This is a genomic window from Brevibacillus schisleri (assembly GCF_055685845.1).
Map to the genome: position 1 here is coordinate 4,411,849 of NZ_JBVNDM010000001.1, position 26,459 is coordinate 4,438,307.

Genomic DNA, 26,459 nt, shown 5'->3' on the forward strand with positions numbered 1-26,459 from the left:
TCAACTAAAAAACATCCTGACTGTCCTTTTTATCAGCAGATTCTTGGGCTTCTATCGAATGGAAATCTTGTATTCCTCTAACCACATATTGATTTGGACAAGGTATTCGATTAGTTTGGTTGATTGAGCAAGATTCATGGGGGCTTTACCATCTAGTACAAATTGGATCACAGACTTTTTAATCAAGGGTAATAGAGGCGAATTGGGATTCGCCATAATTTGCTTCATATGGTCCAAAATCGCATGGTAATACTCTGGATGATAGGTCATCGGATATGCGCTTTTGTTGCGGTACAATACTTCCTGCGGCAAATAGCCTTTGAATGCTCTACGAAGCAAGCCTTTTTCGATTTGATCAATATTTTTTACTTTCCATGGGACATTCCATAAATATTCAACCAAGCGGTAATCACAATAGGGAACACGTACTTCAAACCCCGTGTACATGCTCATTCGATCCTTGCGATCCAATAGCAGCGGGAGAAAGCGTGTGATAAAAAGGTACGACATTTTGCGCTGTTGAGCTTCCAGAGCTGTCTCCCCTTCCAAAGGGTGCACCTCTGCAATTCCTTCCTCATACCGCCTGCGAAGATATTCTTGTGGGCGAATCTTCTCGATGGCTTCTTCATTTAAAAAGGAACTCCACCCGTCATGCTCCATCCAAGGGAATTTGCCTGAATTCAAGAATTTCTCCTTCTGAAACCAAGGGTACCCGTTAAACACTTCGTCTGCCGATTCACCTGATAGCGAGACGGTCGCTTTTTTCTTCATTTCCCGGCAGAACAAATAGAGCGAGGTATCTGTCTCCCCTAATCCCGGGAGATCACGCGCTCGCAACGGCATATGAAAATGAGTGATCAGATCTTGAGCGTTGAAGGTAATCTCTTGATGTCTCGTTTGTACATGCTCTGAGACTGATTTCGCCCATGGCGCATCCAAGCTAATGTGCAGCAGACCCTCTTCAAAATGCTGATCATTGTCAACAAAATCTACCGAATAGGTTTGCAACGTCTGCCCTTTTTTACGAAGCTCTTCAGCGGCTAAAGCGACCAGGCCACTAGAGTCCAAACCTCCAGACAGCATACTAACCAATGGCAGGTCAGAGATTAACTGACGCTTTACCGTGTCTTGTAACAGGGCGCGTATCTTTTCTGTCGTTGTATCCAAATCATCGGTATGCACCTTGCTCTCGAGTTTCCAGTATGGCCTTGTCCTGATTTGATACTTTGTGACTGTTACACAATGTCCAGCTCGAACTTCATTTACATTGCGGAAAATGCCAAATCCTGGCGTTCTCGCCGGACCGAGTCCGATAATATCTGCTAACCCATCTGCTTCAACTTCAGGCTTCACTTTTGGATGGGCAAGCAAGGCTTTCAGTTCAGAGCCAAACAAGAACGAGCTTCCACGTTGACAATAAAACAATGGTTTTACACCCAAGTGGTCACGTGCTAAAAACAAGCGATGATTTTTTTCGTCCCAAATGGCGAATGCAAAAATTCCATTGAGATGACGGACACATTCCTCTCTCCATTCCAAAAAAGCGTGCAGCAATACTTCCGTGTCAGAATTGGTTTGAAAGGAGTGTCCAAGCATCTCTAGCTGACGGCGCAGTTCCAAATAATTGTAGATTTCGCCATTGAACGATAAGACACATGTCTGATCTCCTTCTCGGTAGATCATGGGCTGCTTGCCACCTTCTGGGTCGATCACGATCAGGCGTCGATGCGCAATCGCTGCCCGAGGAGACAACCAATACCCCTCTTCGTCTGGCCCGCGATGCTGGATCGCTTGAGCCATTTTCTGCAAAATAGCGTGCTGGGATGACAAATCGTCATCCCAATCAAGCCATCCCACAATTCCACACATAGTAACCTCTCCTCTTGTTCGCAAATTTAGTGTTGGGGATGATGCGTTATCGCACGGACTAGCTCGCTTACCTTTTGCTCTGAGTTCGCTACCAATCCTTCTAAAAGAGCATTCAAGTGCTGCAGCATACTGCTAATTTCCTGATCGTTGAAGAAGCGACGATAGTAGTTGATATGCAAGACTAGCACTTGTTCATAGAAAAGGATCTCGACTCGTAATGGATGCTCCGTCTGCGCGATCGAATCATAGATGGTAGCACCGAGGACATCATTAAATCCTCTAAACACGGAGGAAAAATCCGGGAGCTGTTCGCTTACCAGATAGCTGTCAAACAAAAGCCGATCCCGTGGAATATCGCACCACTCGTATATTTTTTTCAGCGGCGTGTATTCATATTGACTCGTCTCTACTACCTTGGACTGCATGTTTTGGAGCCAGGACAAGAACCTCATGTTTTGCTCAATGCTCACGCGAATGGGCAGAATATTGAAGAAAAGCCCGACAGAATGCTCGACTTCCATCATCGCTATGCTACGGCCGGAGAAAATCGTTCCAAATACAACGTCTTCCTTGCCGCTGTAATGGTGGAGCAGCAATGCCCAAGCTCCTTGTACCAATGTATATGGCGTCAGATGGTACTTCTTGGACAAGGATAACAGCGCCGAGGAGACTTCTGGTGATACGATGAACCTTTCTTGAGAATACGGAGGCTCGTCGGCAGAAAGATTCTTCCTGCTCGCTTGCGCCCATTCAAGAGTGGAGCTGGTCATTCCTTTCAGATTTTTCCTCCAAAACAGCTCGGCATCCGTTAAGTCCTGCTGTTTTTGTAGCGCAACATAGTCTCGATACGGGTATACTGGCTCAATATCAATCGCCTTCCCTTGGGAAAACGCTTGATAATATTCGAATAGTCTCTTCACGATCAACGTATAACTCCAGCCGTCCTGCAACATCAGGTTGAAGACATAAATAAAGTAGTAGACATCCTCTCCCACTTGAAGCAGAGCCAAATGCGCATGTGGTGCTTGGCCCATCTCGAATCCTTGTTGTCTTAGCTTTTGAATATAGGATTGCAGTTGTTCCTGTTGATTTTCTTCCGGAATACCGCGCCAATCTTCCTGTTTGATGTGGATCTCTACTTTCTCATGCACGATCTGCATCGGTTCCTCCAGCTCTTCCCAGATGAAGGAGGTTCGCAAGGCAGGGAATTGTTGGATGAGATGCTGCCATGCCTGCTCAAATGCAGCTACGTGGAAAGGACCACCCTCGATGCGAAAAGCATGATGAACCACATTCAAACCGGGCTCTGGATGATGTTTGTATCGATAGAGCATATTCTCTTGCATGATCGTTAGCGGATATACATCCTCCATATATGGGTTGTCTGCTTTTATCCGATCCAGCTGATGTTTATCAAGCGTGGGTAACTCTACTGTTGCCGTTCCTTTCGCACTTTGGGTGGAAGCTGCACCTGCAACCTCTGCCAGTTCAGCTATCGTCTGGAATTGGAAAATTTGCTGTGGAGTCAATTCCAAACCGTGTTGTTTTGCTCTCGCAACCACTCGAATGGTATGAATGGAGTCGCCACCCAATCCGAAGAAGCTATTATGTATGCCAACCTTGTCCAAGCCCAATATTTCAGCCCAAACATCGGCAAGAATTTTTTCCGTCTCCGTCGTCGGTGGTACAAAATCTTCCTCCATCTCTGGCACTTCCATAAGCGGCGTAGGAAGGGCTTTGCGATCCAATTTTCCATTCATGTTCACTGGCATTTCCTTGATAAACTCAAAGATGGACGGAACCATGTAATCTGGCAGCTTATCCCGTAAATAACTGCGCAGCTCTGGAATGAACTGGCGAGCAACTCTGTCTGTCAAAGGATCGTTCGCATACGATTCGATCGGCTGGTAGTTCTTCACTGGACGATGCCACGGGGTGACCACTGTGTTACGCTGTCTTTTTTCTAGTAGATGCTCAGGTCGAAGCACAGCTTCATAGCTGCCATCCTCTCTATCACCTATCCAAGCAATATCTACGCTGTATCGAAGCTCAGCACCCAACTTCCAAAGCTCCTCAGGGTCTATTCCAATGCCTGGAAGGTTTTGGTCGACTCTCAGCTCTTCCACCGTTTTGACTACATCTTTGTCAGCAAGCAACGACTGGTATCGATTCGCCCTGTCCAACCGGAGATTAGGAATATTTGTAAGAGCTAAGATTTGCGGTTTATACTTGGTCATGATTTGGCGAAGTCCATCTATATTTTGGAGTCCCTCTTCATACCAATCCAGCCAGGAAAAGTCCTCAATCGGCTGCACTTTTTTGCCGAGATGAAGAACCACATCATAGCGATAGCGTGTTAATTCATTATGATGACTTCCGCGCTTCAGCTTGATTTCTACATGGCTGATTTGATGCAACTGCTCTTGAAGCGCATAGAAAAAGGCAGGATCGATAACCAGCTCCTGCTCTTGTCTCATTCGTTTCTGCACGCGGCGCCGCAATTGATCCATGGTCAGCGTCGCCGGTGACTTTTCCATCTCTACCTCAGTGAGGAAGGTTTGCAGTAAAGAAAGATTACGAACATCACCGACAAAAATGGATCCTTTGTCATTCATGGCATGTATGGCCTTTTTCAGCACATCCAACAGGTAGTCCGCATCCGGGAAATATTGCACAACAGAGTTGAGCACGATCACATCGAACTTCTGTCCCTTTAGCCCACTAAAATCATCCGCATAGCTCTTACGCAATGTAACATTGGATAAATCCTCTCGTTGGTTGATCAGATTCGCACTAATATAATCCAACGCCATCGACGAAAAATCCGTTCCCCAATATTGTTCACAATGGGGTGCAACCCGGGATAATAGCAGCCCTGTACCGCACCCGATTTCGAGTACCTTTTTCGGTTGCAGGGCTAGGATACGATCCACCGTCGAATTGACCCATTCACGCATTTCTTCCGCTAAAAGAGGTTCACCTGTATAGCTGCTGTTCCAGCTGGTGATGTTGAAATCGGCCTCATATTTATTTTCATCATCATAGGCTTTATCAAAGACATCCTGCCATTCTGATACCTGTTCCGCAGGAAGTGCTTCTTCTGTTGCCTTTTTCAGTTTTTCCTTGGACTGTGAATCTGGCACGATATAAGATACCAACTGTTTATGCCCTGGTCTCTGCTCGGATTCATGAACGATCACAGCCGATTTTTGTACACGTGGATGTTCATCTAATACAGCTTCAATCTCACCCAGCTCGATACGGAACCCTCTGAGTTTGACCATAAAATCAATTCGGCCTAAATACTCGATGGTTCCATCCGGCAGGTAACGCGCCAGGTCCCCTGTTTTATAAAGGCGTGCCCCTTCTTTTTTGCTGAACAGATCAGGGATGAATTTCTCTTCTGTCAGCTCAGGTCGGTTATAGTATCCGCGAGCCAGTTGCACACCACCGATGTGCAGCTCACCAGAGACACCTACGGGCACAGGCTTTAAGTGCTCGTCTAACAGATAGATTTGGGTGTTTGCCACAGGACGTCCAATCGGCACGGATCTAAGCTTGCTTCCTTTTTGACATGCCCAGTACGTGACATCAATCGCCGCTTCGGTAGGACCATACAGGTTGTGCAATTCCGCATCGAGACACTCGAAAAAGCGCTCCTGCGTTGAATAAGATAAGGCTTCCCCACTGCAAATGACGCGTCGAAGCGTATCGCAGCCACTAATTTCCGTCTCCTCCAGGAATACTTGAAGCATCGAAGGAACAAAGTGCATGGTGGTGATTTTCTCTTTTTTGATCAGGCGTGCCAGATAGGTCGTATCCTTGTGTCCTTCTGGACGAGCTACTACCATGCAGGCGCCCGTCATTAACGGCCAGAAAAATTCCCATACCGACACATCAAAGCTGAAAGGCGTCTTTTGCATCACCCGATCGGTTTCATTCAGTTCATATTGTTCCTGCATCCATAAAAGTCGGTTGACGATACCGCGATGGGCATTCATCGCCCCTTTTGGCTTACCTGTAGAGCCTGAGGTGTAAATCATGTACGCTAAATTGTCGCTGTTGACTCCGCTTGCGGGCGCCACACGACTTTCCATGCTGATTGTTTCCCAATCTGAATCGAGGCAAATGAGTTGTCCACTGTATTCAGGGAGCGTGTTCTTTAGCCCCTCCGCAGTCAAGAGGAAAGCAGGATTCGCATCCGTGATCATAAAGGCCACCCGATCTTGCGGATAGCTCGGATCTAGCGGTACATAGGCTCCTCCTGCTTTGAGGATACCTAAAAGCCCTATGACCATCTCCAAGGAGCGCTCCATATAAATACCCACAAGCGTTTCCGTTCGTACACCCTGTTTACGGAGATAATTCGCCAGTTGATTCGCCCGTTGATCCAATTCACAGTATGAGAGCTGCTCCTCTTCAAAAATAACGGCTGGCGCATCTGGTGTTTTGACAGCCTGCGCTTCGATTATTTCATGAAGACACATATTTTGCTCTGGGTAGTACGTCTTCGTATCGTTCCATTCGACTAACAGCTTTTGCTCTTCAGCCGCGGTCAAAATCGGCAGATCAGCAATCGGCTGGTTCGGATTCGCGACAATACCTGCCAGTACGATTGTAAAGCTTTCCAGTAGACGACTGATTGTCGATTCATTAAAAATATCGGAATTGAACTCAACGTCGAGGTCAAGGATATCCCCTTTTTCGACTACTTGAATCCAGAGGTCAAACTTGGATGTGTTGTTACGGAACTCTTCAAATTTGACCAAGGAAAAGCCTAATGCAGACATGTCCGATTTTTTCGGCATAGGAAAGTTCTGCAACACAAAGCAGACTTCAAATAGTGGATTTTGACTCATATTACGCTCAGGCTGCAATTCATCCACCAATCGTTCAAACGGTACGTCCTGATGTCTGTATGCGCTGTTCGCTGTTTCTCTCACACGTGACAGCAGCTCTCTAAAGCTTTGATTACCGGAAACATCCGTTTTGAGAACCAACGTATTTACAAAAAAGCCGACCAAATTTTCTATTTCCACTCGGTTACGGTTTGCTACGGGCACTCCCACCCGGATATCATTTTGCCCGCTGTAACGGTGCAGCAATATCTTTAAGGCAGTGATCATGACCATATACAGCGTGGCATTTTCCTGCTCGCTCAGCGCTTTTATGGCATGGGAAAGGGAAGAGGGAATTTGTAGTTTTAGGCTCCCTCCTTGAAACGTTTGGATGGGAGGTCGTGTACGGTCTACTGGCAGCTCTAACACGCTGCTTTCTTTTCCAAGAGTGTCTCTCCAGTAAGATAGCTGTTTCTCCAGCACTTCTCCTTGAAGCCACTCCCGCTGCCAGCTTGAAAAATCGGCATACTGGATCGGAAGCTCAGGCAACGGGGAAGGCTTGCCCGCCAGATAGGCCTGATAAAGCAGAACCATTTCTCTGAAGAAAACCCCAACTGACCAACCGTCAATGATGATATGGTGAACGTTTAAAAGCAGGATATTCAAATCCTCGCCGAGTTTGAATAACGTAACACGCAACAGGGGTCCCTTGGTTAAATCGAAAACATACAAGCTTTCCTCTTTTGCGAGTCGGCGAAACTCATCCTCCCTCTCCAGCTCGGGATGTCCTGTAAGATCGACGATGGGAAAAGGAATTTGCAAGGCAGGAGCAATTAGCTGATACGGCTCTCCGTTTGCGACTTGAAAGGTGGTTCGCAGGGCTTCATGGCGCTTCACGATCTCATTCACGCACCGCTCCATGATGTTTGTGTGAAGCTCACCCGATAGATGGAAGGCGGCCACCACGTTATAAGCAGGGCTGTTTGGTACCAACTGGTCTAAAAACCATAGTCTTTGCTGGGCAAAAGAGAGGGGCACGAAGCCCTCTCTTGAACGCCGTGGAATCCCCGTCTTTTTCGTCTCCAGTTTTGAGCCTTTCAGCTTCTCCAGCAAGGCCAGTTTCTTCTCAGAAAGCTTCGATCTGCTCTCGGCAAGTATCTCATCTCTTGATTTCGCTGATTCTTTTTCGTTGATCATCGGATTGCTCCTTCCCACATGTTGAATTCATCAACTTATTAGCTCCAAAATCGCCTCTTCTGGAAGTTCATCAATAACAGCAATCAGTTCCTCTTCAATTAGCTCTGCCATTCCTGCAACAGTTGGCGCCGAAAAGAGATTGTCCAGATTCAAATCAACCGGGAAGCTATTTTTCAATCTGGAAATAATCTGAGTGGCCATGATTGAATCGCCGCCCAGGTCTTGGAAGTTTTTATGGATATCAACCTTCTTCACGCCAAGTACCTCTTCCCAAGCTGCAGCAATTTTTCTCACGAGTTCGTTACGTGGTGTGTCGTCTTCGTCAGTCTGAACACGAGTTACCTCCGTTGGTTGGGCTATATCTGCTGCTCTAGTCCCCTGTTTATCTTCTGTCAGTTCCGTGGTGGCGGCGGCTTCTTGATGGGTTTGGTTGCGTACGACAACTTTAGGTAAACGGTATCGCTCCTTGGCAAATGGGTAGCTTGGCAGACCTGATAGACGGCTCACCATTCCTTTTGGATAGACAGCTTCCCACTCTATTTCGTTCCCATGAACCCATAGCTCTGCCAGTTTTTTGATCTTTTTGTTCAGAGCGAGATTGCAGATAAAATCCCTTCCCTCTTCTGTATCACCGATCTTGATGCCGCCCGTTTTGTTTCTTTCTCCGATAAACAGATCAGCCGTTTTTTCCCCAGTCCCTTGTATGAATTGCTCTAACTGCGCAATGAGGTGTTCTTTACTGTGGACCAAGATTGCTACACGATGAGACATGGGTTCTCTTGCAGTCTGAAAGGTAAAAAGAAAATCTGCCAGGTTCACATCCGGATGATTCTCTACAAATGCCTTGGTTTGCTTGGCATAGGCTACTAGTTGCTCACGTGATTCAGCTGACAGCACGAAGACTCCCGTCGCAATCTCTTGACCCTCAGTAGGAGTAGAGAATTTTACCTTTGCTCTATCAAACTCTTCGATCACTAGATGGGCATTGGTGCCGCTGAATCCAAAAGAGCTGACTGCAGCCAATCGAGAGCCTTTGGAATTGGTCTGCCAGTCTTGCAGCTTGGTATTTACATAAACAGGGCTGTTTTCGAAATCAATGTGTTCATTCTCTTTGACAAAATGAATCGAAGGAGCCATCTTCCTGTTTTTCATGCTGAGTAAAACCTTGATGACACTCAACACCCCAGCCGCCGCTGTGGTATGCCCGATATTAGCTTTCAAAGAACCAATTGCGCAGAATCGTTTCTTCGGCGTGAATTGGCGGAATGATTCACTCAGCGCATGAATCTCTACAGGGTCCCCTAATTTTGTCGCGGTTCCGTGCGCCTCGATATATTGAATGTCTTCCACTTCAATCTGTTTTTTCGCGTAAATGGATTTTTGCAGGTCGCTTTGCGCTTGGAAGCTAGGCACGGTAATGCCCAATGTCCGTCCATCCTGATTGGTTCCACTGCCACGGATGACACCATAGATGCTGTCGTTATCCCGTAATGCATCTTGCAATCTTTTTAAAATCACAACACCAACCCCATCCCCAACGACAATGCCATTCGCACCATTATCAAACGGGCGGCACTCCCCTGTAGGAGATAGCATCCTTGCGTTACTCATCGAGATAAACGGAGCAGGATGGGAATAAATCGTAATTCCTCCTGCGATAGCAAGATTGACCTCTTCCGTCTTCAGCTTTTGGCAAGCAATATCGATCGCCACCAATGAGGATGAGCAAGCTGTGTTCACAGCTAAAGCTGGTCCTTTTAGGTCAAGGAAATAAGCGATTCGCGAGGCGAGTATACTCGTATCCGATCCGAGCATGCCAAAATGAGAGAAATCTTGTTCTACCGTCATTCCCGCCATAGCACCAATAATCGTTCCAACAGGTTCTCCCCTCAGCATGGACGGGGTGTAACCTGCGTCCTCTAATGCTTTATAGCTCTCTTGTAAAAGGATGCGCTGCGTGACATCCATCGATTGGGCTTCGGTCGGAGAAATTTTGAAAAACGCTGGATCAAAATATTCAATATCCTCCATCGCCCCGTATTTGATCGGCACATCGACGAGTGCATTTTCTTTGAAAAAGGCACGCCACTCTGGATTGGTCACTTCTTTGATGCAATCCCGGCCCTCACTAACGAGCTCCCAGAATTCATCTTGCCCCCGAGCACCTGCTGTACGGCAGGAAATCCCAATGATCGCGATATCATCGGAGGCTGCTCTAGGTGGATCGTAGGCAATATTTCGCGATGGGACTCTCTCTGTATACGTTGGCTTCGCTTCCAGATTTCCTTGATTTCTATCAAACACTTCAGCCTGCGCTGGTTGTCGCTCTGGTAGCTGAGTCGCGATGTAGCTCGCCAAAGCTTCTAACGAATTATGCTCAAACACGACGCTCGTTGGTAGTTTTAAATGAAACTTGCTATTGATCGCTTCGGATAGTTGAACGGCATTGAGCGATCCAATGCCCAAGTCCTTTAGGGTTTCCACTTCGTCCAGCTCTTCTTGTCTTAAGCCTAAAACGGTAGAAAAGACCTCCATCAGGCTCGCTTTGATTTTTGTCTGGTCTGGAATGGACTGATCTGACGAAAAATTGCGTTCTTGTTCAGAATATTCAGATGAAATTGGTTGATTATGGGCAACCGACACGTATGGTTTATTTGAATGGAGCTGGCTAGGCTCGTCTTGCTGCAAATGGCTAGCAATATAGCTCGCCAATGCATCTAGCGTATTATGTTCAAACACAACGCTGGTCGGTAGCTTCAAATTAAATTTGCTGTTAATCATTTCGGATAAGGCAACGGCGTTAAGAGAGCCAATCCCCATATCCTTTAAGGTCTCTACTTCTTCCAGTTCTTCTGGTTGAAGACCTAAAACGGTAGCAAAAGCCTCAATCAAGGATTCTTTGATGGTTTCCCGCTTCCAATGAGAGCTGTGGTCATGCTGATTTGGATTCGGCAGAGTTCTCGTTTGCTGTTTCGGATACGGAATATAACCGCTGTTTATCATTTCCGCTAACGCTTCTGGATAAGGTCTTTTCTTCGATATTTTGCTGGCATTCCATTCACAACGCTTCGTGTACGTAAGATGCGGAGCCTTTTTCAGCTTAAACAAGCAATAGCTGATCCACCCTCGTTCGAGAGAGATGGATTGATTCACCGTGTTGATATACAAATCTTGTACAGCTTTAGGCAAATGCTTGATGTACTGTTCCACATCGGGATCATGCAAGGCGTTAGCAATCTGCGGCGATACGTCAATGATTTCATCAATCACGAACTGATGCTCCGCTAAAAGCTCAATCCATTCTTGTACGGTGGGAATGCTGACTTCGACGTTCTGGTCTACGATTGGTCCTCGCGTATTGGCTATGTAATCGATCAACAGAACGGTTCCTTCTTCGTTCAAAGAAGAGGAGATATTTTGAAATAGTCCGTGTTTATTTCGAATATGGAAGCTCACTTCAATCCCGACGATAATATCGTAGAGGTCGGGAAAGGCATCCTTAGAGCTGTCTTTATTGAAAATTTTCGCCCGAGCCCCTAGATTTTTCTGCGCGATTCGTTGATTGCCTAGCTCAGCTTGCGCCTTCGTAATCGTAAATCCATGCGTTTTTATATGCGGATAGAGCTCTGCTATTTGAATCACATCTGTCCCGTGACCGCATCCGAAGTCCAACACTTTTTGCACACGAGAGAAGTTCTCTTTGCAAAAAAGCACCTGGCGCATCTCTACTTGCTTCTCTCTTACCATTTCTCTTTCCAACGGATATTTTTCCGGGTTCAAAATGACACGGCTCATTGAAAAGCCTGGAATCTTCTTGTCAAATGGACATACGGTCAAGTAATCCTCCGAAAACTCCGCTTCGCTGCTATTGGCGCTATATGTGTAAATTTCAACGGCTTTGTTTTCGAATTCTGGATGAGCGGATCTCATGCTCGTCTCCCTCCTAGTGCGATTCGTTTGATTGCGTTCTATCCAGCACGTTCTCCTCTTAAATGGATAGGTTGGGAGCTTAGCTACTCTGGATAACTCCTTCCCTTCATGCAGCTTCTGCCAAGGGATAGGATTGCCTAGAACCCACAATTTTGCCAATTCCCTTATATCTCTCGGTTTGACTGCCTGAGCAACTCGGTCTGGGATCATTTCTTTGGTTTCCTTGAGATCGCCAAAAAAGCAATGTTCCGTCTCTTCTTGATGTTCCAACCAGCGTTCCAGTTGCTCTAAAAGCTCTGTCTGATTATTGGTGATGACGGCCAAACGGCAAGGCATTTCTTCTCTTCCGATTTGCAGAGTGTAGGCCGTATTCGCTATATCCAACTGCTGGTTCTTATGCAAATAACCAATCCAGCGATGAATGTATACTTGCAATCTTTCTTTATTCTTCGCCGAAAAGACAAACAGCTCTGGTTCTGAATCGTTTACTCTCCTCGATGATGGATTGTGGTTGTATTCCTCCACGATAAGATGGGCATTCACTCCACCGCCGCCAAAGCTGGTAATGCCCGCTCGGCGGGGGACTGTCTGCCCATCTACTGTGACCTGCTTCCATTCCGATACCTCTCGCTGCAATTGAAAGGGAAGTTGATCGAATGGAATATTCGGATTCAGTTCGTCAGGAATCAGGGTTGGAACTAGCGTCTGATGCTGTAATGACAAAATTACTTTCATTAGCTGCGACATGCCAGAAGCCGATTCACAATGCCCGATATTCGGTTTGACCGAACCGAGTCGATAGTCCCCTTCTGCTCCTTGACGGTTGTGAAAAGCTTTCGTCACCGCTGTCATCTCGACGGCATCAACGATGTCTGATCCATAGGCAGAAGCTTCCAGGTAACTAATAGATCGAGGGTCCAGTCCGCTTTCTTTCAACGCTTCTTCCATCACATCTGCAATGGGGAGGGGGCTTGGTGTCATGTAGCTATTGGCTTTACCCTTATGGTTGACAGCGGTTCCGCGTATCACGGCATAAATATGATCCCGATCCTGTACAGCCTGATCGTAATCCTTGAGAACAACTGCCCCTACTCCCTCACCTGGCACAAAACCAATTCCGCCGTTCCCAAAGGCAGCACTGTCAGAAGTATGCGAGATGAGCTGCCCCACAGTCAGACCGAAGTAGGTAAGCGGATGTGTGTACAAATTCACTCCACCAGCAATCGCCATGCTTCCCTTCCCGTTTCGGATGTATTCGCATGCTTCATGAATCGCTACAAAAGCAGAGGAACACATCGTATCGATCGGCATACTTGGACCCTGTAAGTTTAGATAGTACGAAACCCGATTGACCATCGATGAATACGAGGTTGTCGGAAAATGATGAGTGGTTTCCGTACTGTACAGATGAAAGCCTTGTTTCGTAATGCCACCAAAAACCCCAGTTCGCTTACGGAGCTCCGCAGACATCTTGGACGAAGCATAGCCTGCATCTTCTAACGCCTTCCAGCACTCTTCTAAATATAGGCGCTCTTGAGGGTCAATGTTTTCTGCTTCTCGCGGAGTCATCTGAAAGAATAACGGATCAAACTGATCAAATTCCTCTAAGAAGGCACCCCATTTGCTATAGCTTTTTCCTTGAGAAATGGCTTCCTCTCGATTTGGATGATAATACGCTGTCCAATCCCAACGCTTTTCTGGAATTTCAGAGATAGACTTTTTCGCATGCAGTAAGTTCTCCCAAAACTCGTCCAAGTTGTTCGCTTGAGCAAAACGCCCACTCATGCCAATAATCGCTATTTTACCGGAGGATGCAGGTCTGGTCGTCGTCCTTTGCGAATGGGTAGATGACGCAAATGCTCTCGGTTTTCTTGTGTCTCGTTTCCCTTCAACTTTCGTCAATGGGGCAAACTCAACATGATCTTCTGTTCGATTTGGCTCCTGCGTCTGCCTGTGATCATCCAATCCTGTGAGCAAAATCAGCGCTTCTCTTTGTGTCTCTAGTAAATGCTCGACTAAATCATCTACCGTCTGATATTCAAAAAACAAAGTACCGCTGATGGTTTCACCGAAAATTTTCCGAAATTGATTGATCAGTTGTACAGATAAAATGGAATCCATACCATATGCCTCTAAAGGCTCGGAAGCATCCATCTTGTTACTCGGCATTTTCAGTGTTTCAGCGACCTGCTGTTTGATGTATTCCGTACTTTTTTCTCGTAGGACATCCTCGATTGCCTTTCCGTTAGGAGCGGAAGGTGTGTTCAGCCTCTTTGCTTTTGGTTGTTCCGTATTTACGCTCGTCTTCGGTTTAGGCGGTTGTTTTATTTGCTGCTGACGGATCACGCCGTCGCTTTCTGTCACAATAATCTGCTGCCCCATCGCGTGCGCCTCTTCTGTTGGGAAAAAGACTGACTGAAATCCTTCTTCCTCCAATACTCTCTGCCACGTTGCCGAAGATAACCCAGGGCAGCCTGAAAGGCGCAGCTCTGGGTCTTCGTACAGCCACCATCCCTCCAGCAAACCAAAGGTAAGATGGAGGAAGATGGAGTTTTTACTCATTTCATTTAGCAAAAGCAAGCCGTTCTTCTTTAGAACGGCTTTCGCGTTACGCACGGTTTGTCGAATATTTTTGGTGGCGTGCAAGACATTTGCTGCAATGACAGCATCATATCCGCCCAAATCAATTCCTTGTCCCATCACCGGCTCTTCTACGTTAAAAATCTGATAGGTCAAATAAGGATTGCTTGGGCTATACTCTTTTTCTGCATGCATGAAAAAGGCTTTAGAGAGGTCTGTGTAGCAATATTCCTGGATATGCGCTTCATACGCCTTTAGTTTTTGGAAAACGACGGCACTCGTTCCTCCCGTACCTGCGCCAATCTCGAGAATGCGAATTCGGGCAGCAGAATCTTGGCTCAGCCGTTCCTCTACAAAAGCAACCACTGTATCCGCAAGTACTTCATTGAAGTAGTCCGAAACGGTGTTATTTTTGTATACCTTCTCGACTAATTCCATCGATGAATGGGGAAAGATGACCTCTGTGGCACGAACTTTTCCAGTGAGAATTTGCGGTAAAGCACGCAAGGTTGCCTCTACCAGCTTGACTTGCGAGTTCGTATCCGGATTTTTTAGCCAGACTTCTTTTTCTTGCTCCCATTCCTGCCAGACAGCCGTACTGGAAATGGGAGCCGGATCGATCACGGTAGACGTAGCACTATCGTAAACGAGATAATCATTCCGTGCCAAAACAGAAGCCGTTTCTTCGAGCCACATGTCATATAAGTCAAGCAGACCGCTTTTTCTTTTGAGATCGCTGAGCGCTTGATTCTTTTCCGTAAAGCAGCCAAGCGACTGCATTTGACCCCACAGTAACTTTAAGAGAAGCTCGTCCATTTTGTTCATTCTAGGCACTCCTTCGACTTACACGTATAGAACCGGTTTGTCCTGTTCTCTGTCTGTTTGAGATTTCAGGGTGGTATTGACTAGAAATTCCGTGATGTGCTTAAGCGTTGGGTAGTCCATCATCACAGCAGGTGTCAGTTCTAGCTTGTACTTCTGATTGATTTTGGCAGAAAACTCGGTGAGCTTGACTGGGTCGAATCCGTACTCCTTTAGTTCAATATCCGTATCGATATCTTCGCTCTCTACTTTTAGGATGAGAGAGGCGAGTTGAATGATCGTTGCTTGTACGTCATCAAACAAGCTGTTCCTGTCTGTATCTATTTCTGGTGCAAAGTAGGCTGCTTTTGGTATGTCTTTTCTTTTTACCTTGTTTTTAATGCTTGCCATGCTTGAGGAAATTTTGTTAGAAACGATTGCAACAGATTCGCTTGTATTGATTCCTTCCATCACGAGTGGCTTGGTCGTTTTCATCAGCGCCACTTGATTCATTGGACCTGAAAGCAAGACTTCCAATGCCTCCATCCCTTCTGAAGGTTCAATCGAGCCAATGCCGATCTGTTCCATTCGTGCCTGGTAGTCCTTGGACGCAACGATTCCGACACTGCCCCAGTATCCCCAGTTCATTACTTTCACCGCACACGTCCATTCCTCGGCAAGCTGATGGGCGAAAGCATCTTTAAAGACGCAGCCTGAGGCGTAATTGCTTTGTCCAGGCGATTTCGTAAACGAGTTAATCGAAGAGAAAAACAGGACGAAATCCAATGCTTCCTCGCCAAACACTTGGCTCATCCGCACACTTACCTCCACTTTTGGTACCAGTCCGGCTCGGAAGGTCGTCTCGTCCATATTCGCCAGACTTCTATCAAGGAGAACAATGGCAGAATGAATCACGCCGTTAATCTTGCCATATTGCTTCTTGATCTCTTCGTAAGCAGACTGCAGCGACTCACGATTCGTAGCATCGGCTTCGATGTAGAGCGGTTCCGGCCCTAGAGTAGCCAGTTGATTGATTTTGTTCTGAATCGACTCCTCTTTTTTACGACGACCGATCCAAATGATTTGTGCTTGATAGGTGCGGATCATGTATTCGCTCCACGCATGTCCAATCCCACCTGCACCTCCAATCACAACATAGACGCCATGTTGTCTGTAGACGGTTTGGTGAATGGAAGGACTCTGCACGGGCAATAGCTGCTGGCGGTACCACGCCTGTTCACGATATGCCCAAGCGTTTCCATGTGCATCAGCAGGCAAAGCAAAAATATCACGTAGCGGCCACTCGGCATGCGCCTCCAAATCGACGAGTCTTACCTTCCAGTTCGGATATTCCTTCGCCATCGATCCGATCAATCCGTGGATGCTGGCATGTGTTGGATGGACCGGCTCTTGTTTGTAGATAGCCTGCGCTTGCACAGTAATGATCGTCCAGCCCAAGTCTCTCGTCTGATACCCCAACGCAAGCAAAGCCTTGACCAAGCGGAAAACTTGAATAACGCCCCGCTCCTGGTCGTTCATCAAGGACTCGTCTTTTACAGATTCCACACGACTGTCAGGAGCTACCCACATGATATGATCGATCACACCCTGCTCTTCCAGCTTACTTGCGATTACCTCTATCGAATCACTTGGCTCAAGCTGGATAACCGAAGCTTGGGGGTAATGACGTTGAAGGAGACTTCTGTCCTTTTCTTCGGCGCAAACGATGACTACTTGATCACTCGTTGCTGGAATGACTTCCCCTTTTTCTACGGACACGGCATTCCATACTGGAGTGAGCATCGTGGTTCCAACCGTCGTATCCCGTTTTTCACTCCCCATTGAAAAGCCTCTCATCCTTACGCCAATTCTGCCTGCCTCATCGCATAGTTCGATATCGAGTGTCGCGGTCTCATTCTCCGCTTGGACATTATCACTGAATCGAATGAGAGCATACTTCACAGCAGGATGATTCTCGTAAATCTCCAGCTCTTCAAGGGTAAAAGTACCATCTAGTTGGATGGAGCGAATGCTGTCAGATGATGTAGCCTCCGCGATGAGATAACGAGATGACTGCAACAGAGACTCCAGCAGGCTAGGATGGAAAACGAGTTGTTCGGCTGTCTCCAAGGTAATCGAAGGCAAGGAGAGTTTTACCAGAACATGTCCCTGCGCCCTGTATACTTGGTCCATCCCTTGAAATTTCGAATGATCCGCCATTCCATGTTCTTTTAACAGTTCGTAGCATTGTCGGGCAGTAAGGATCTCACTGCTCTCAGCTTGCAAGGCAGGTAGATCCAACGTTGGTACTTCAACGAACGAAGTGAATTCGACCATACCATGGCTGTGTATCACTGACCTGGTATCATCTTCATTCGACTCGGTGTAGATTTTATAAGCAAGCTCTCCTGTATCCTCTGGATAGATACCTACGTGTACCTGAACCAGATCGTCGCCCACCAATAGCGGATCATCTGTGACAACATGAGACATTCGGATTCCAGATAAAGTCCCCGCTCTATCTCCTGCTGCCTGTTTCACTGCCACCCGTGCCATTTCCAGATAAGCAGTGAGTGGAAAGAAGCGCTGCCCGCTTCCAAGATGGTGAGCCATGAACGGCTCCTGCCCTGTAAAATTCGAGGTGTATCTCAGCTCATAGAGGTCAGAAGTGTTCTTGTGAAGCAATGGATGGAGGATATCCCCGCTAACGGAAGAAGCCCCAGTCCTCCCTGTTGCCATTGGCTTTTGAACATCTATCCAGTACCTCTCCCTGGCAAAAGGATAAGTAGGCAGGCTGACGCGGCGTGGCTTATCTTCGCTATAAAGCTTGTTCCAATCAAAAGAGACACCCTTGACCCAAAGGTTCATCAGTTTTGCGAATTTCCCCTTGGCCATCCATGTCTCTACTGTTTGTTTCATATCTTCATCAGCAAAAAGAGCTACCGTGTCATGATTGCGTTTCGCCCGCCCACGATACAGCTCGGCAATGTTCTCTGCACCTTCTGCAAAATGCGTTAGTTTTTCCGCAAGCTCATCCACTGATCTGACGATAACAGCCAAGCGTTCCTCCAGCGCTTCTCGCCCCACTTGAAGCGTATATGCGATATCAGCCAAATCGGCATCCGTGAATGATTCTTCTTTGACCGCTTTCAACAATCGATTCACTTGAGCAAATAGGCGCTCTTCGTTCTTTGCTGAGAGCACAATCACTTTTGGATGCTCTGGCTGAATGTTACGATCGGGCTGTCTATCTTTTTCGCGATACTCTTCGATGACGATATGGACATTGGCTCCTCCCGCCCCAAATGATGATAGCCCAGCGATTCTCGGATACTCCTTGGTTACTCCGTTGATTTCAATGACTGGTCTTTGCCACTCTGTCAGCTTTTGCTGAACCGCAAATGGTGTATCCCTGAAATCAATGTTTGGATTCTTGACCTCAGCGTGCAAGGATGGTGCGATTTGACCATACTTCATTTGAAGCAATATTTTGGTCAATCCTGCAATTCCTGCCGCGCTCTCCGTATGTCCAATGTTTGACTTCGCCGAGCCGATGGCGCAGAATTGTTTGTCTTTCGTGTATTGTCCAAATGCGCGAGTCAGTCCCGCAATCTCGATTGGATCACCCAAAGCGGTACCTGTACCGTGCGCTTCGATGTAACTGACGGCACGAGCATCCACTCCTGCCCGCTGCAATGCCTCGTGGATGACCTGCGACTGCGCGATGGGGTTGGGAACGGTATATCCATTTGTTTTGCCGCCTGCATTGAGCATGCTTCCCTTGATCACACCGTATATATGGTCTCCATCTGCAATCGCCTTTTGCAGAGGCTTCAATACGATAGCTCCCACACCTTCTCCATCTACAAAGCCGTCCGCTTGGTCGCCAAATGACTTGCAGCAGTCACCAGCAGATAGCATCGTCGCTCCAGACAGTCGAATATAGTGGAACGGATCGACAATTAAATTGACCCCGCCAGCAATGGCACATTCACTTGTACCGCTATACAGACTTTCCAAGGCTAAATGAATCGCGGTCAAAGAAGAGGAGCACGCCGTATCCACTGCTAGACTTGGTCCTTGGAAATTGAACAAATAGGAAAGGCGATTCGCTATCGACCAGTAGCTCGTTCCTGCCGGGTAATTTCCATTCATGACACCCACAAACACACCAATTTTTCTGCTTTCTCCTAACGTGGCAGGCGTGTAGCCCGCATCTTCCATGCTAGCGTAAGCCGTTTGTAAAAATAAGCGCTCTTGTGGGTCCATCTGCTCTGCTTCGTTAGGCGAGATTTGGAAAAAGAGCGGGTCGAATTTATCCATATCCTCGATGAAACCGCCCCATTTGGTGTACATGTATCCTCTTTTTCCTTTTTCTTCGCTGAAATATTCTTGCCAATTCCAACGATCCTGCGGTACCTCCTTAATGCAATTCTTCCCTTCTTTCAGGCGAGTCCAAAACTCCCAGACATCCCCCGCTTGCGGATAACGACCTGAAAGACCAATGATTGCCACATCCTGTCTGGACGGCGCTGCTGTTTTTTCCGCTTCCGTATCAAGAACTTGCAGGAAACGGCGGGACTTTGCCTTTCGAACTGCCGAGCCAGCTTGCTCTCTGGTTGGCTTGGCAGAAGCTACTGCGTTGGTTATTTGCTTTTGAATAGACTGCTGTTCGTCAATTCCGACTAATGCTAATAATTCATCCGGTTGTGTTGTCATGAAATGTTCGACCAGCGCATCGATCGTTTGATATTCAAAAAAGAGGGTCGTGCTGATCTGCTTTAATTTTTTCCGTAGGACATTCGTCATTTGCACAATCATAATCGAATCAATGCCATACTCCTCCAGAGCGGCAGAAGAGTCGATCTGGTCAAATGGAATTTTCAGTGTCTCTCCGACCAATTGCTTGAAATAGGCTGTGCTTTTCTCACGAAGCATATCCTCTGTGCTTGTTCCTCTGTCTGAATGAGAAGGAATGGCTAGAGTTGAGTCAGATGTCTTCATTAATTTCTGCTGTTGTTTGGACTTTCGGACAACGCCGTCACTCTCTGCAATCATCATCTGAGGATAGGAAACGACTCGGTAGCCCTCATCTCTCAATGCTTTCTGCCAACCTTCCAGAGGTAGTGAAAGAACTGCTACGAGATCTTTACGTACGTTTTGATCAGTCATCTGTTTTACTAGAAGCAGACCATTCCTTTTTAAGAGATTCTTGCAGGTACGCAGGGTTTGGCGGATTTGTTGAGCTGTGTGTAGGCTATCTGCTGTGATAATCAGGTCGTATTCACCAGCATTCCTTCCTTGTTCACCTAACGCCGCTTCTGGATCAAAAACGTGGAAGCTCACAAATGATTGATAGGCATGTAATTTTTGTGAAAGCAAGGAACTGGTAGATTCTGTGCCCGCTCCACCGAGTTCGAGAATCCGCACTCGCGCTGATGAATCCTGCTTCAATCTCTCCTTGATAAAGGCAGCCACGACATCAGCAAGCCCTTCATTTTCATGGGCAGACAACTGTAGCATGGATGGATACTGTGCAGAATGAACATCCACCCATTCCTCTACCTTCATCCCTTCAATGACAACTGGCTTCGTGATCTTCATGAAAGCAATGTGATCCATGGCTCCTGCGAGAAGTGTCTCTATGGCTTGCATTGCTTCTTGCGGCTGAATAAGGCCGATGCCGATTTGCTCCAAGCGACGATAGGTTTCTACCATCTCTTGATGAGTATCTTCCACTTGCCCACTGCTCCAATATCCCCAATTGATCAGTTTCACCGTACTTGGCCATGCTTGGGTCAATTGATGAGCATAGGCATCCTTAAAGGTACATCCTGCCGCGTAGTTGCTTTGCTTCGGAGCTTTCGTAACTGCCATGAGCGAAGAGAAGAATAAGACAAAATCCAAAGGCTCCTTCTCAAACACCATTGCGATGTTCACACTCACATCAACCTTTGACGAAAGCACTGCTCGGAAACCTTCCTCTTGCATATGTTCCAAGCTTTCCTCCACCAAGACCATGGCAGAATGAACAACACCGTCAATCCGTGTATACCTTTGCTTGATCTGTTCATAAGCTTGTTCCAAAGCCTTCTGCTGCGTTGCATCCGCTGCTATATAGTCTGGTGCTGGTCCAAAAGTGGCAAGTCTATCTATCTTCGCTTGAATCTCTTCATTTTTTTGACGACGACCAATCCATATGATCTGGGCTTGATAGGTACGAATCATATATTCGGTCCATGCTTCGCCAATGCCACCAGCACCGCCAATCACCACATAAATGCCACCCTGCTTCATACGTGTCTGATCAATCGGAGGATGATCGACGGCAAGCAACTGCTGGCGATACCATTCACCACGACGATACACCCACGGACGCCCCTGACGATCTCTTGGCAGCCTCAACATATCATCCAACGGCCATTCAGATTCGGCCTCTACATCCATAAGTCGAATCTTCCAGTTTGGATATTCCTTCGCCATCGATCCAATTAACCCATGAATACTGGCGTGGCAGGGATTCACAACATCTGTACGACGAATAGGCTGGGATTGAACCGTGATGACACTCCACCCCAATTCCTTACCTCCGTATCCCAAGCGAAGCAAGGCTTTAATCGTTCGGAAGCATAGAATCACTCCCTCATCTTGGCCCGTAATTAATCGATGATCCGCCAAGGAGTCTATCGCATCAAAAGGAGCGATCCACACCAGATGATCAATGGAACCAAGCTCTTCCAGTCGGTGTACGATTTCCTCAATCGTATTCTCAGCCTGAATGGACAACAATTTTGCTCGTGGATAATACTGGTGAATGGCGCTCACATTCTCTTCATTTCCTCCCACAATGACAACCTGCTCATCTGCAGTAGGGAAAAGCTGCCCCTTCTCAACTGGAGTCACATCCCACACAGCGGACAGCATGAGACTCCCCACAGGAGGCTCCAGTGCGGTTACAGAAGAAGCTATGCTTGAAGAAACATGGCTCGCTTGCTTCCCGTCCTCGAGCACTCGCATGGAATATCCCTTTATTCGTACACAAACGCTTCCTTGGTCATCGCATACATCAATATCCAGCTTCTGTACCTTGTCATCTGCGCTGCTGTTGTCACTGTAACGAACGTACGCCCACATAGAGGCAGTACACTTGTTGTGAATTTCAACTTTCTCCATGGCAAAAGGCAAGGACGGCTTGCGGCTCGAATGACCATCCGCTGTTGGGTTCTCTTCTTCAACCATCATGAGCCCGATCGATGCCTGCAAAGCTGAATCCATTAAGCTTGGATGCAGGACAAACGGGTTCTCCATTTCGGAGACCGAGGCTGGCAAGGACAGCTTGGCTAAAACTTGACCCTCCCCTACATACAAGGTGTCAATTCCTTGATGAGCCGACCCATACTCCATTCCTATTGCATGAAAAATGCTGTAGCACTGTTCGGATGAAAACGCTCGTAGACCGCACTCTGCTTGTAAGGATGGCAGATTCAGGGCATGTTTCTCAGCAACAGAATGAAACATGACGCTGCCTTGACTGTGTACAACAGGTTCTGCATCCATAGCCTCCAACTTGCTGTAGATTTCAAAAGTAATCTCACCATTCTCTTCGGGAACAAGACCGATATGTATCTGTGCAGGCTGGTCCCCCACAACAATTGGCCGTGTCCAAACCACGTTTTTGAGTTCAATCTTGGCTGGTTCTTCTGTCAAGGAAGCCGTTGCTAGCTCTGCTGCTGCTCTCGCCATTTCCAGATAGGCAACTCCCGGCAAGATTCTCTGCTTCTTCACGACATGGTCCGTTAAGAAAAACTCCTGACCTGTAAACGTGGAACTAAACCTCTGTTCGGAAAAATCAGAAGTATTTCGCTGCAACAGTGGATGAATGGCAGCTTCTCCCGTGAGTGAAGCTGCTGTCTTGCCGCTTACCGTTTTACTTTTGCTTTTTGGAATCCAATAACGGTTCTTCGCAAATGGGTACGTCGGCAAGGGAACACGTCTCGGTTTGTTATTCAGGTAAAGCTGTTCCCACTCCATTTCATAGCCTGTCACCCAACATTCAGCTATTTTTCTGATGTTGCCTTCAGCAATCCAGCTCTGAATAAGCTGTTGAGGATCTTGGTCGTTGTTTGGCTTCAAGCTTCCTTCCCAACAATGATCGATCGTATTCTCGCCTCTCGAATAAGCTTCCAATTTTCCGATCAGCTCGGGTATAGCCTCGACGACAAAGGCTACTCGTTCTTTCATCGCTTCTCGTCCAACTTGCAGGGTATACGCCACATTTTCAAGATCGATTTGCGTTTCTCGATCAGCAAAAGTCTGCACTTCTCCCTCTATCTCGTCTCGATGGTTAGCCATGAGAGAAGCGATGACGGAAGCAATGGAACTGCTTTGATCAAACTCCTTGATATCTAGCTGAATGGGTAGCTCCTCTTGCAGTTTTTGCTTGAGCTGTGTGAGTTGAACGAGGTCTACTCCGTATTCATGCCATTCTTGTTCGATCTCAATGCTGTTTTCTTCCACATGAATAATACTGGATAAAATCTTGCAGAGCTTTTTCTCCAGCATTTCTTGAAGGTGATTGTCAGATGATACCCCTTTTAGAAAGTCCGCTACTTTTTGCGCATAAACCTGCAATCGTTCCTTATTCTTGGCAGATAGTGGAATCAACACTGGGTTATTATTATGGCCAATTCCTTGTGCTTTCCGCTTTGTTTCAGCTGGGATGTATTCTTCCAAAATAATATGGGCATTCGACCCCGAAGCTCCAAACGAACTTACCCCTGCCCGTCTCGGAACGGTGACTTCTTGACCGCTTTTCATGATCATCGATTTCCATTCTTCTGTCCGCTGCTGTACATAAAAAGGAGATTGCCCAAAATCAATAAACGGATTTACTTCCTTGGCATGTAAGGAAGCAACAAGCGTTTTATGGTGAAGCTGAAGAACAGCTTTTTGCAGACCGCTGATACCCGCCGCAGATTCTGCATGTCCGATATTTGACTTCACCGAGCCTATTGAACAAAATTGCTGATCTTCTGTATATTGACGAAACGCTTTCACCAATCCTTGAATTTCAATCGGATCGCCTAAAGAGGTTCCGGTCCCGTGCGCTTCCACATAACTGATCGTTCTCGCGTCCACACCGCTCTTTTCCAGGCAGGCCGTAATCACTTCTGCCTGCGCAACAGGGCTTGGCACGGATGGCCCGCTCACCGATCCGACGTGGTTCACACTGCTTCCTTTTACCACGGCATAAATATGATCGCCATCCTCTATCGCTTTTCGCAATGGCTTTAATACGACCGTACCGACACCTTCTCCAGAAACATACCCATCGCCATCCTTGCCAAAAGTATGACAATAGCCATCACTCGAATGCATATCCATCATGCCGTAGGACAAGTACTTTCCAGGATGTAAGGATAAATTGACGCCCCCCGCCAATGCTACCTCACATTCTCCGCGCTTGATGCTTTCCAGCGCCAAATGAACAGCTGTCAGCGACGATGAGCATACGGTGTCAATCGCCATGCTCGGACCATGAAAATTGCAGAAATAAGAAACGCGATTGGCAATCGGTGCATAGTTCAAGGATAACGGGAACATTTCGCCTTGGGACATCGCTTCTGCTCCGATGAGGGAATAATCCTTGTGCATCACGCCAACAAAGACACCAACCTGCCGCCTGTTACTGCTCCCACGAGGCGGAACAATCGTCTTTGGCGTATAGCCTGCATCCTCCATCGCTTCCCAGCATGTTTCCAAAAACAAACGCTCCTGGGGGTCCATTGTCTCCGCTTCCCGCGGCGATATTCTGAAAAAGGGAGAATCAAAGCAATCCGGGTCTTCTATAAACCCTCCCCATTTGGACAACTGCTTTCCAGATGGGGATTTGAGTTCTCCAAACTGCTGCCAATCCCAGCGAGATTTCGGGACTTCTTTGATGCAGTCTTTGCCTTCTTTTAGATTTATCCAAAATTCTTGGAGATTTCTTGCCTCTGGATAACGCCCTGCCATCCCGATGATCGCAATTTCTTCATCAGTGACCGCTGCATGACTCTTAGCGTTTGCTGATGAATCTACAACCCTCGCAGGTTGCGGCCATTCTTGTCCACCATCCTGATGCATCAAATCAAGCCCGCTGAATACGGATGCATGATTCTCGGTCAAATAGGCGGCCAACTCAGCGATATTCGTATACTCAAACAATAAAGTAGGAGACAGCGGCGCTCCTACTTTCGCTTCGACAGCCTTCACCACTTCCAACAAGCCCGGTGAATTCAGCCCCATTTCATAGTAACCAATCTGCGTATCGATCAACGCGGCTGGAACTTGTAATCGATCTGCCAGCAGTTGTTGTAAAAAAGCTTGTGCTTTACTCGATTCCTTTGACAGAGATACGGTTTGCTTTGATGGTTGGATCAGACCAGGATCACGAACTAACTTGCCCGCAAAATTTTGCAAATGCGCAATTTTTTTGCCTGAACGATCAAAGAACTCCATCGTCATATACATCAGTTCATTTTTTCGTTGGATGGATGAGGTTTGGACGCTGACAAAGCAATGCTGCTGTAATAGAGCTGTGGCGCGAAAAGATTCATAAAAAAGCGGCAAAAATAGTCGTTGCTCTTCTTGGACTATCGAAGTGAACAATACCATCGAACCGATCGCAGCCCCGTCGATCAAGGTCGGGTGAAACATGAACCCTTCCGCACTGGGAAGGGCATGTTTACCGAGTGAAATATCCATTATCGCCGTAGAATCTGTTTCGTAAATCGTTCCTTCTGCCTTCATAAAACCTGTATGGACCAATTCCTGACGACGGCATTGCTCATATACATCATGCAGATTGATCTTTTTGTTTGCCTCTTGCTCTAGCATGGGAAGATCCAGCGTTTCATCGAACGGCGCGGAAGCATGGTGATGCATTTCAGCAGTGACATACAGTTTTTTCTCCGAGTCTAAAATGCCGTTGCGCTGTGTTCGACCTTCCATCCGAATCTGCCACTGTCCTGCTTTGCCTTGCGTGCACTGAATGCTCAGCATGACATCATAATTTTGTCCCACCATGATCGGATGATAGATCGTTAGATTACGAAGCTCAAGCTCGCGGTAATCATGACCATTTTCTCGAAACATTTGATACAACAGATCAATATGGGCTAATCCGGGCAACAGTTCCTGACCGTGCACTTTATGATTTTTGAGGATTGGATGGTTGATCGTTATGAGAAACTGATCATGCAC

General features: G+C 47.0%; 4 protein-coding genes. All 4 read right to left on the bottom strand.

Annotated features, from left to right (window positions below; translation table 11 throughout):
- Positions 1–51: 51 nt before the first annotated feature.
- The 4 genes from asnB to ACUUHJ_RS20895 are packed head-to-tail and all read right to left on the bottom strand — an operon-like array spanning position 52 to position 26,459.
- Complete coding sequence (asnB, locus tag ACUUHJ_RS20880; RefSeq protein ID WP_472299792.1) at positions 52–1,869, bottom strand: asparagine synthase (glutamine-hydrolyzing); 1,818 nt, start codon at positions 1,867–1,869, stop codon at positions 52–54.
- A gap of 26 nt (positions 1,870–1,895) precedes the next feature.
- The gene (locus ACUUHJ_RS20885) at positions 1,896–7,904 is read right to left on the bottom strand and encodes an amino acid adenylation domain-containing protein (protein ID WP_472299793.1); all 6,009 of its coding nucleotides are present in this window, start codon (positions 7,902–7,904) and stop codon (positions 1,896–1,898) included.
- A gap of 30 nt (positions 7,905–7,934) precedes the next feature.
- On the bottom strand, positions 7,935–15,239 hold the full coding sequence (locus ACUUHJ_RS20890; RefSeq protein WP_472299794.1) for a beta-ketoacyl synthase N-terminal-like domain-containing protein: 7,305 nt from the start codon (positions 15,237–15,239) through the stop codon (positions 7,935–7,937).
- Between the two features lie 18 nt (positions 15,240–15,257).
- The gene (locus tag ACUUHJ_RS20895) at positions 15,258–26,459 is read right to left on the bottom strand and encodes an SDR family NAD(P)-dependent oxidoreductase (RefSeq protein WP_472299795.1); all 11,202 of its coding nucleotides are present in this window, start codon (positions 26,457–26,459) and stop codon (positions 15,258–15,260) included.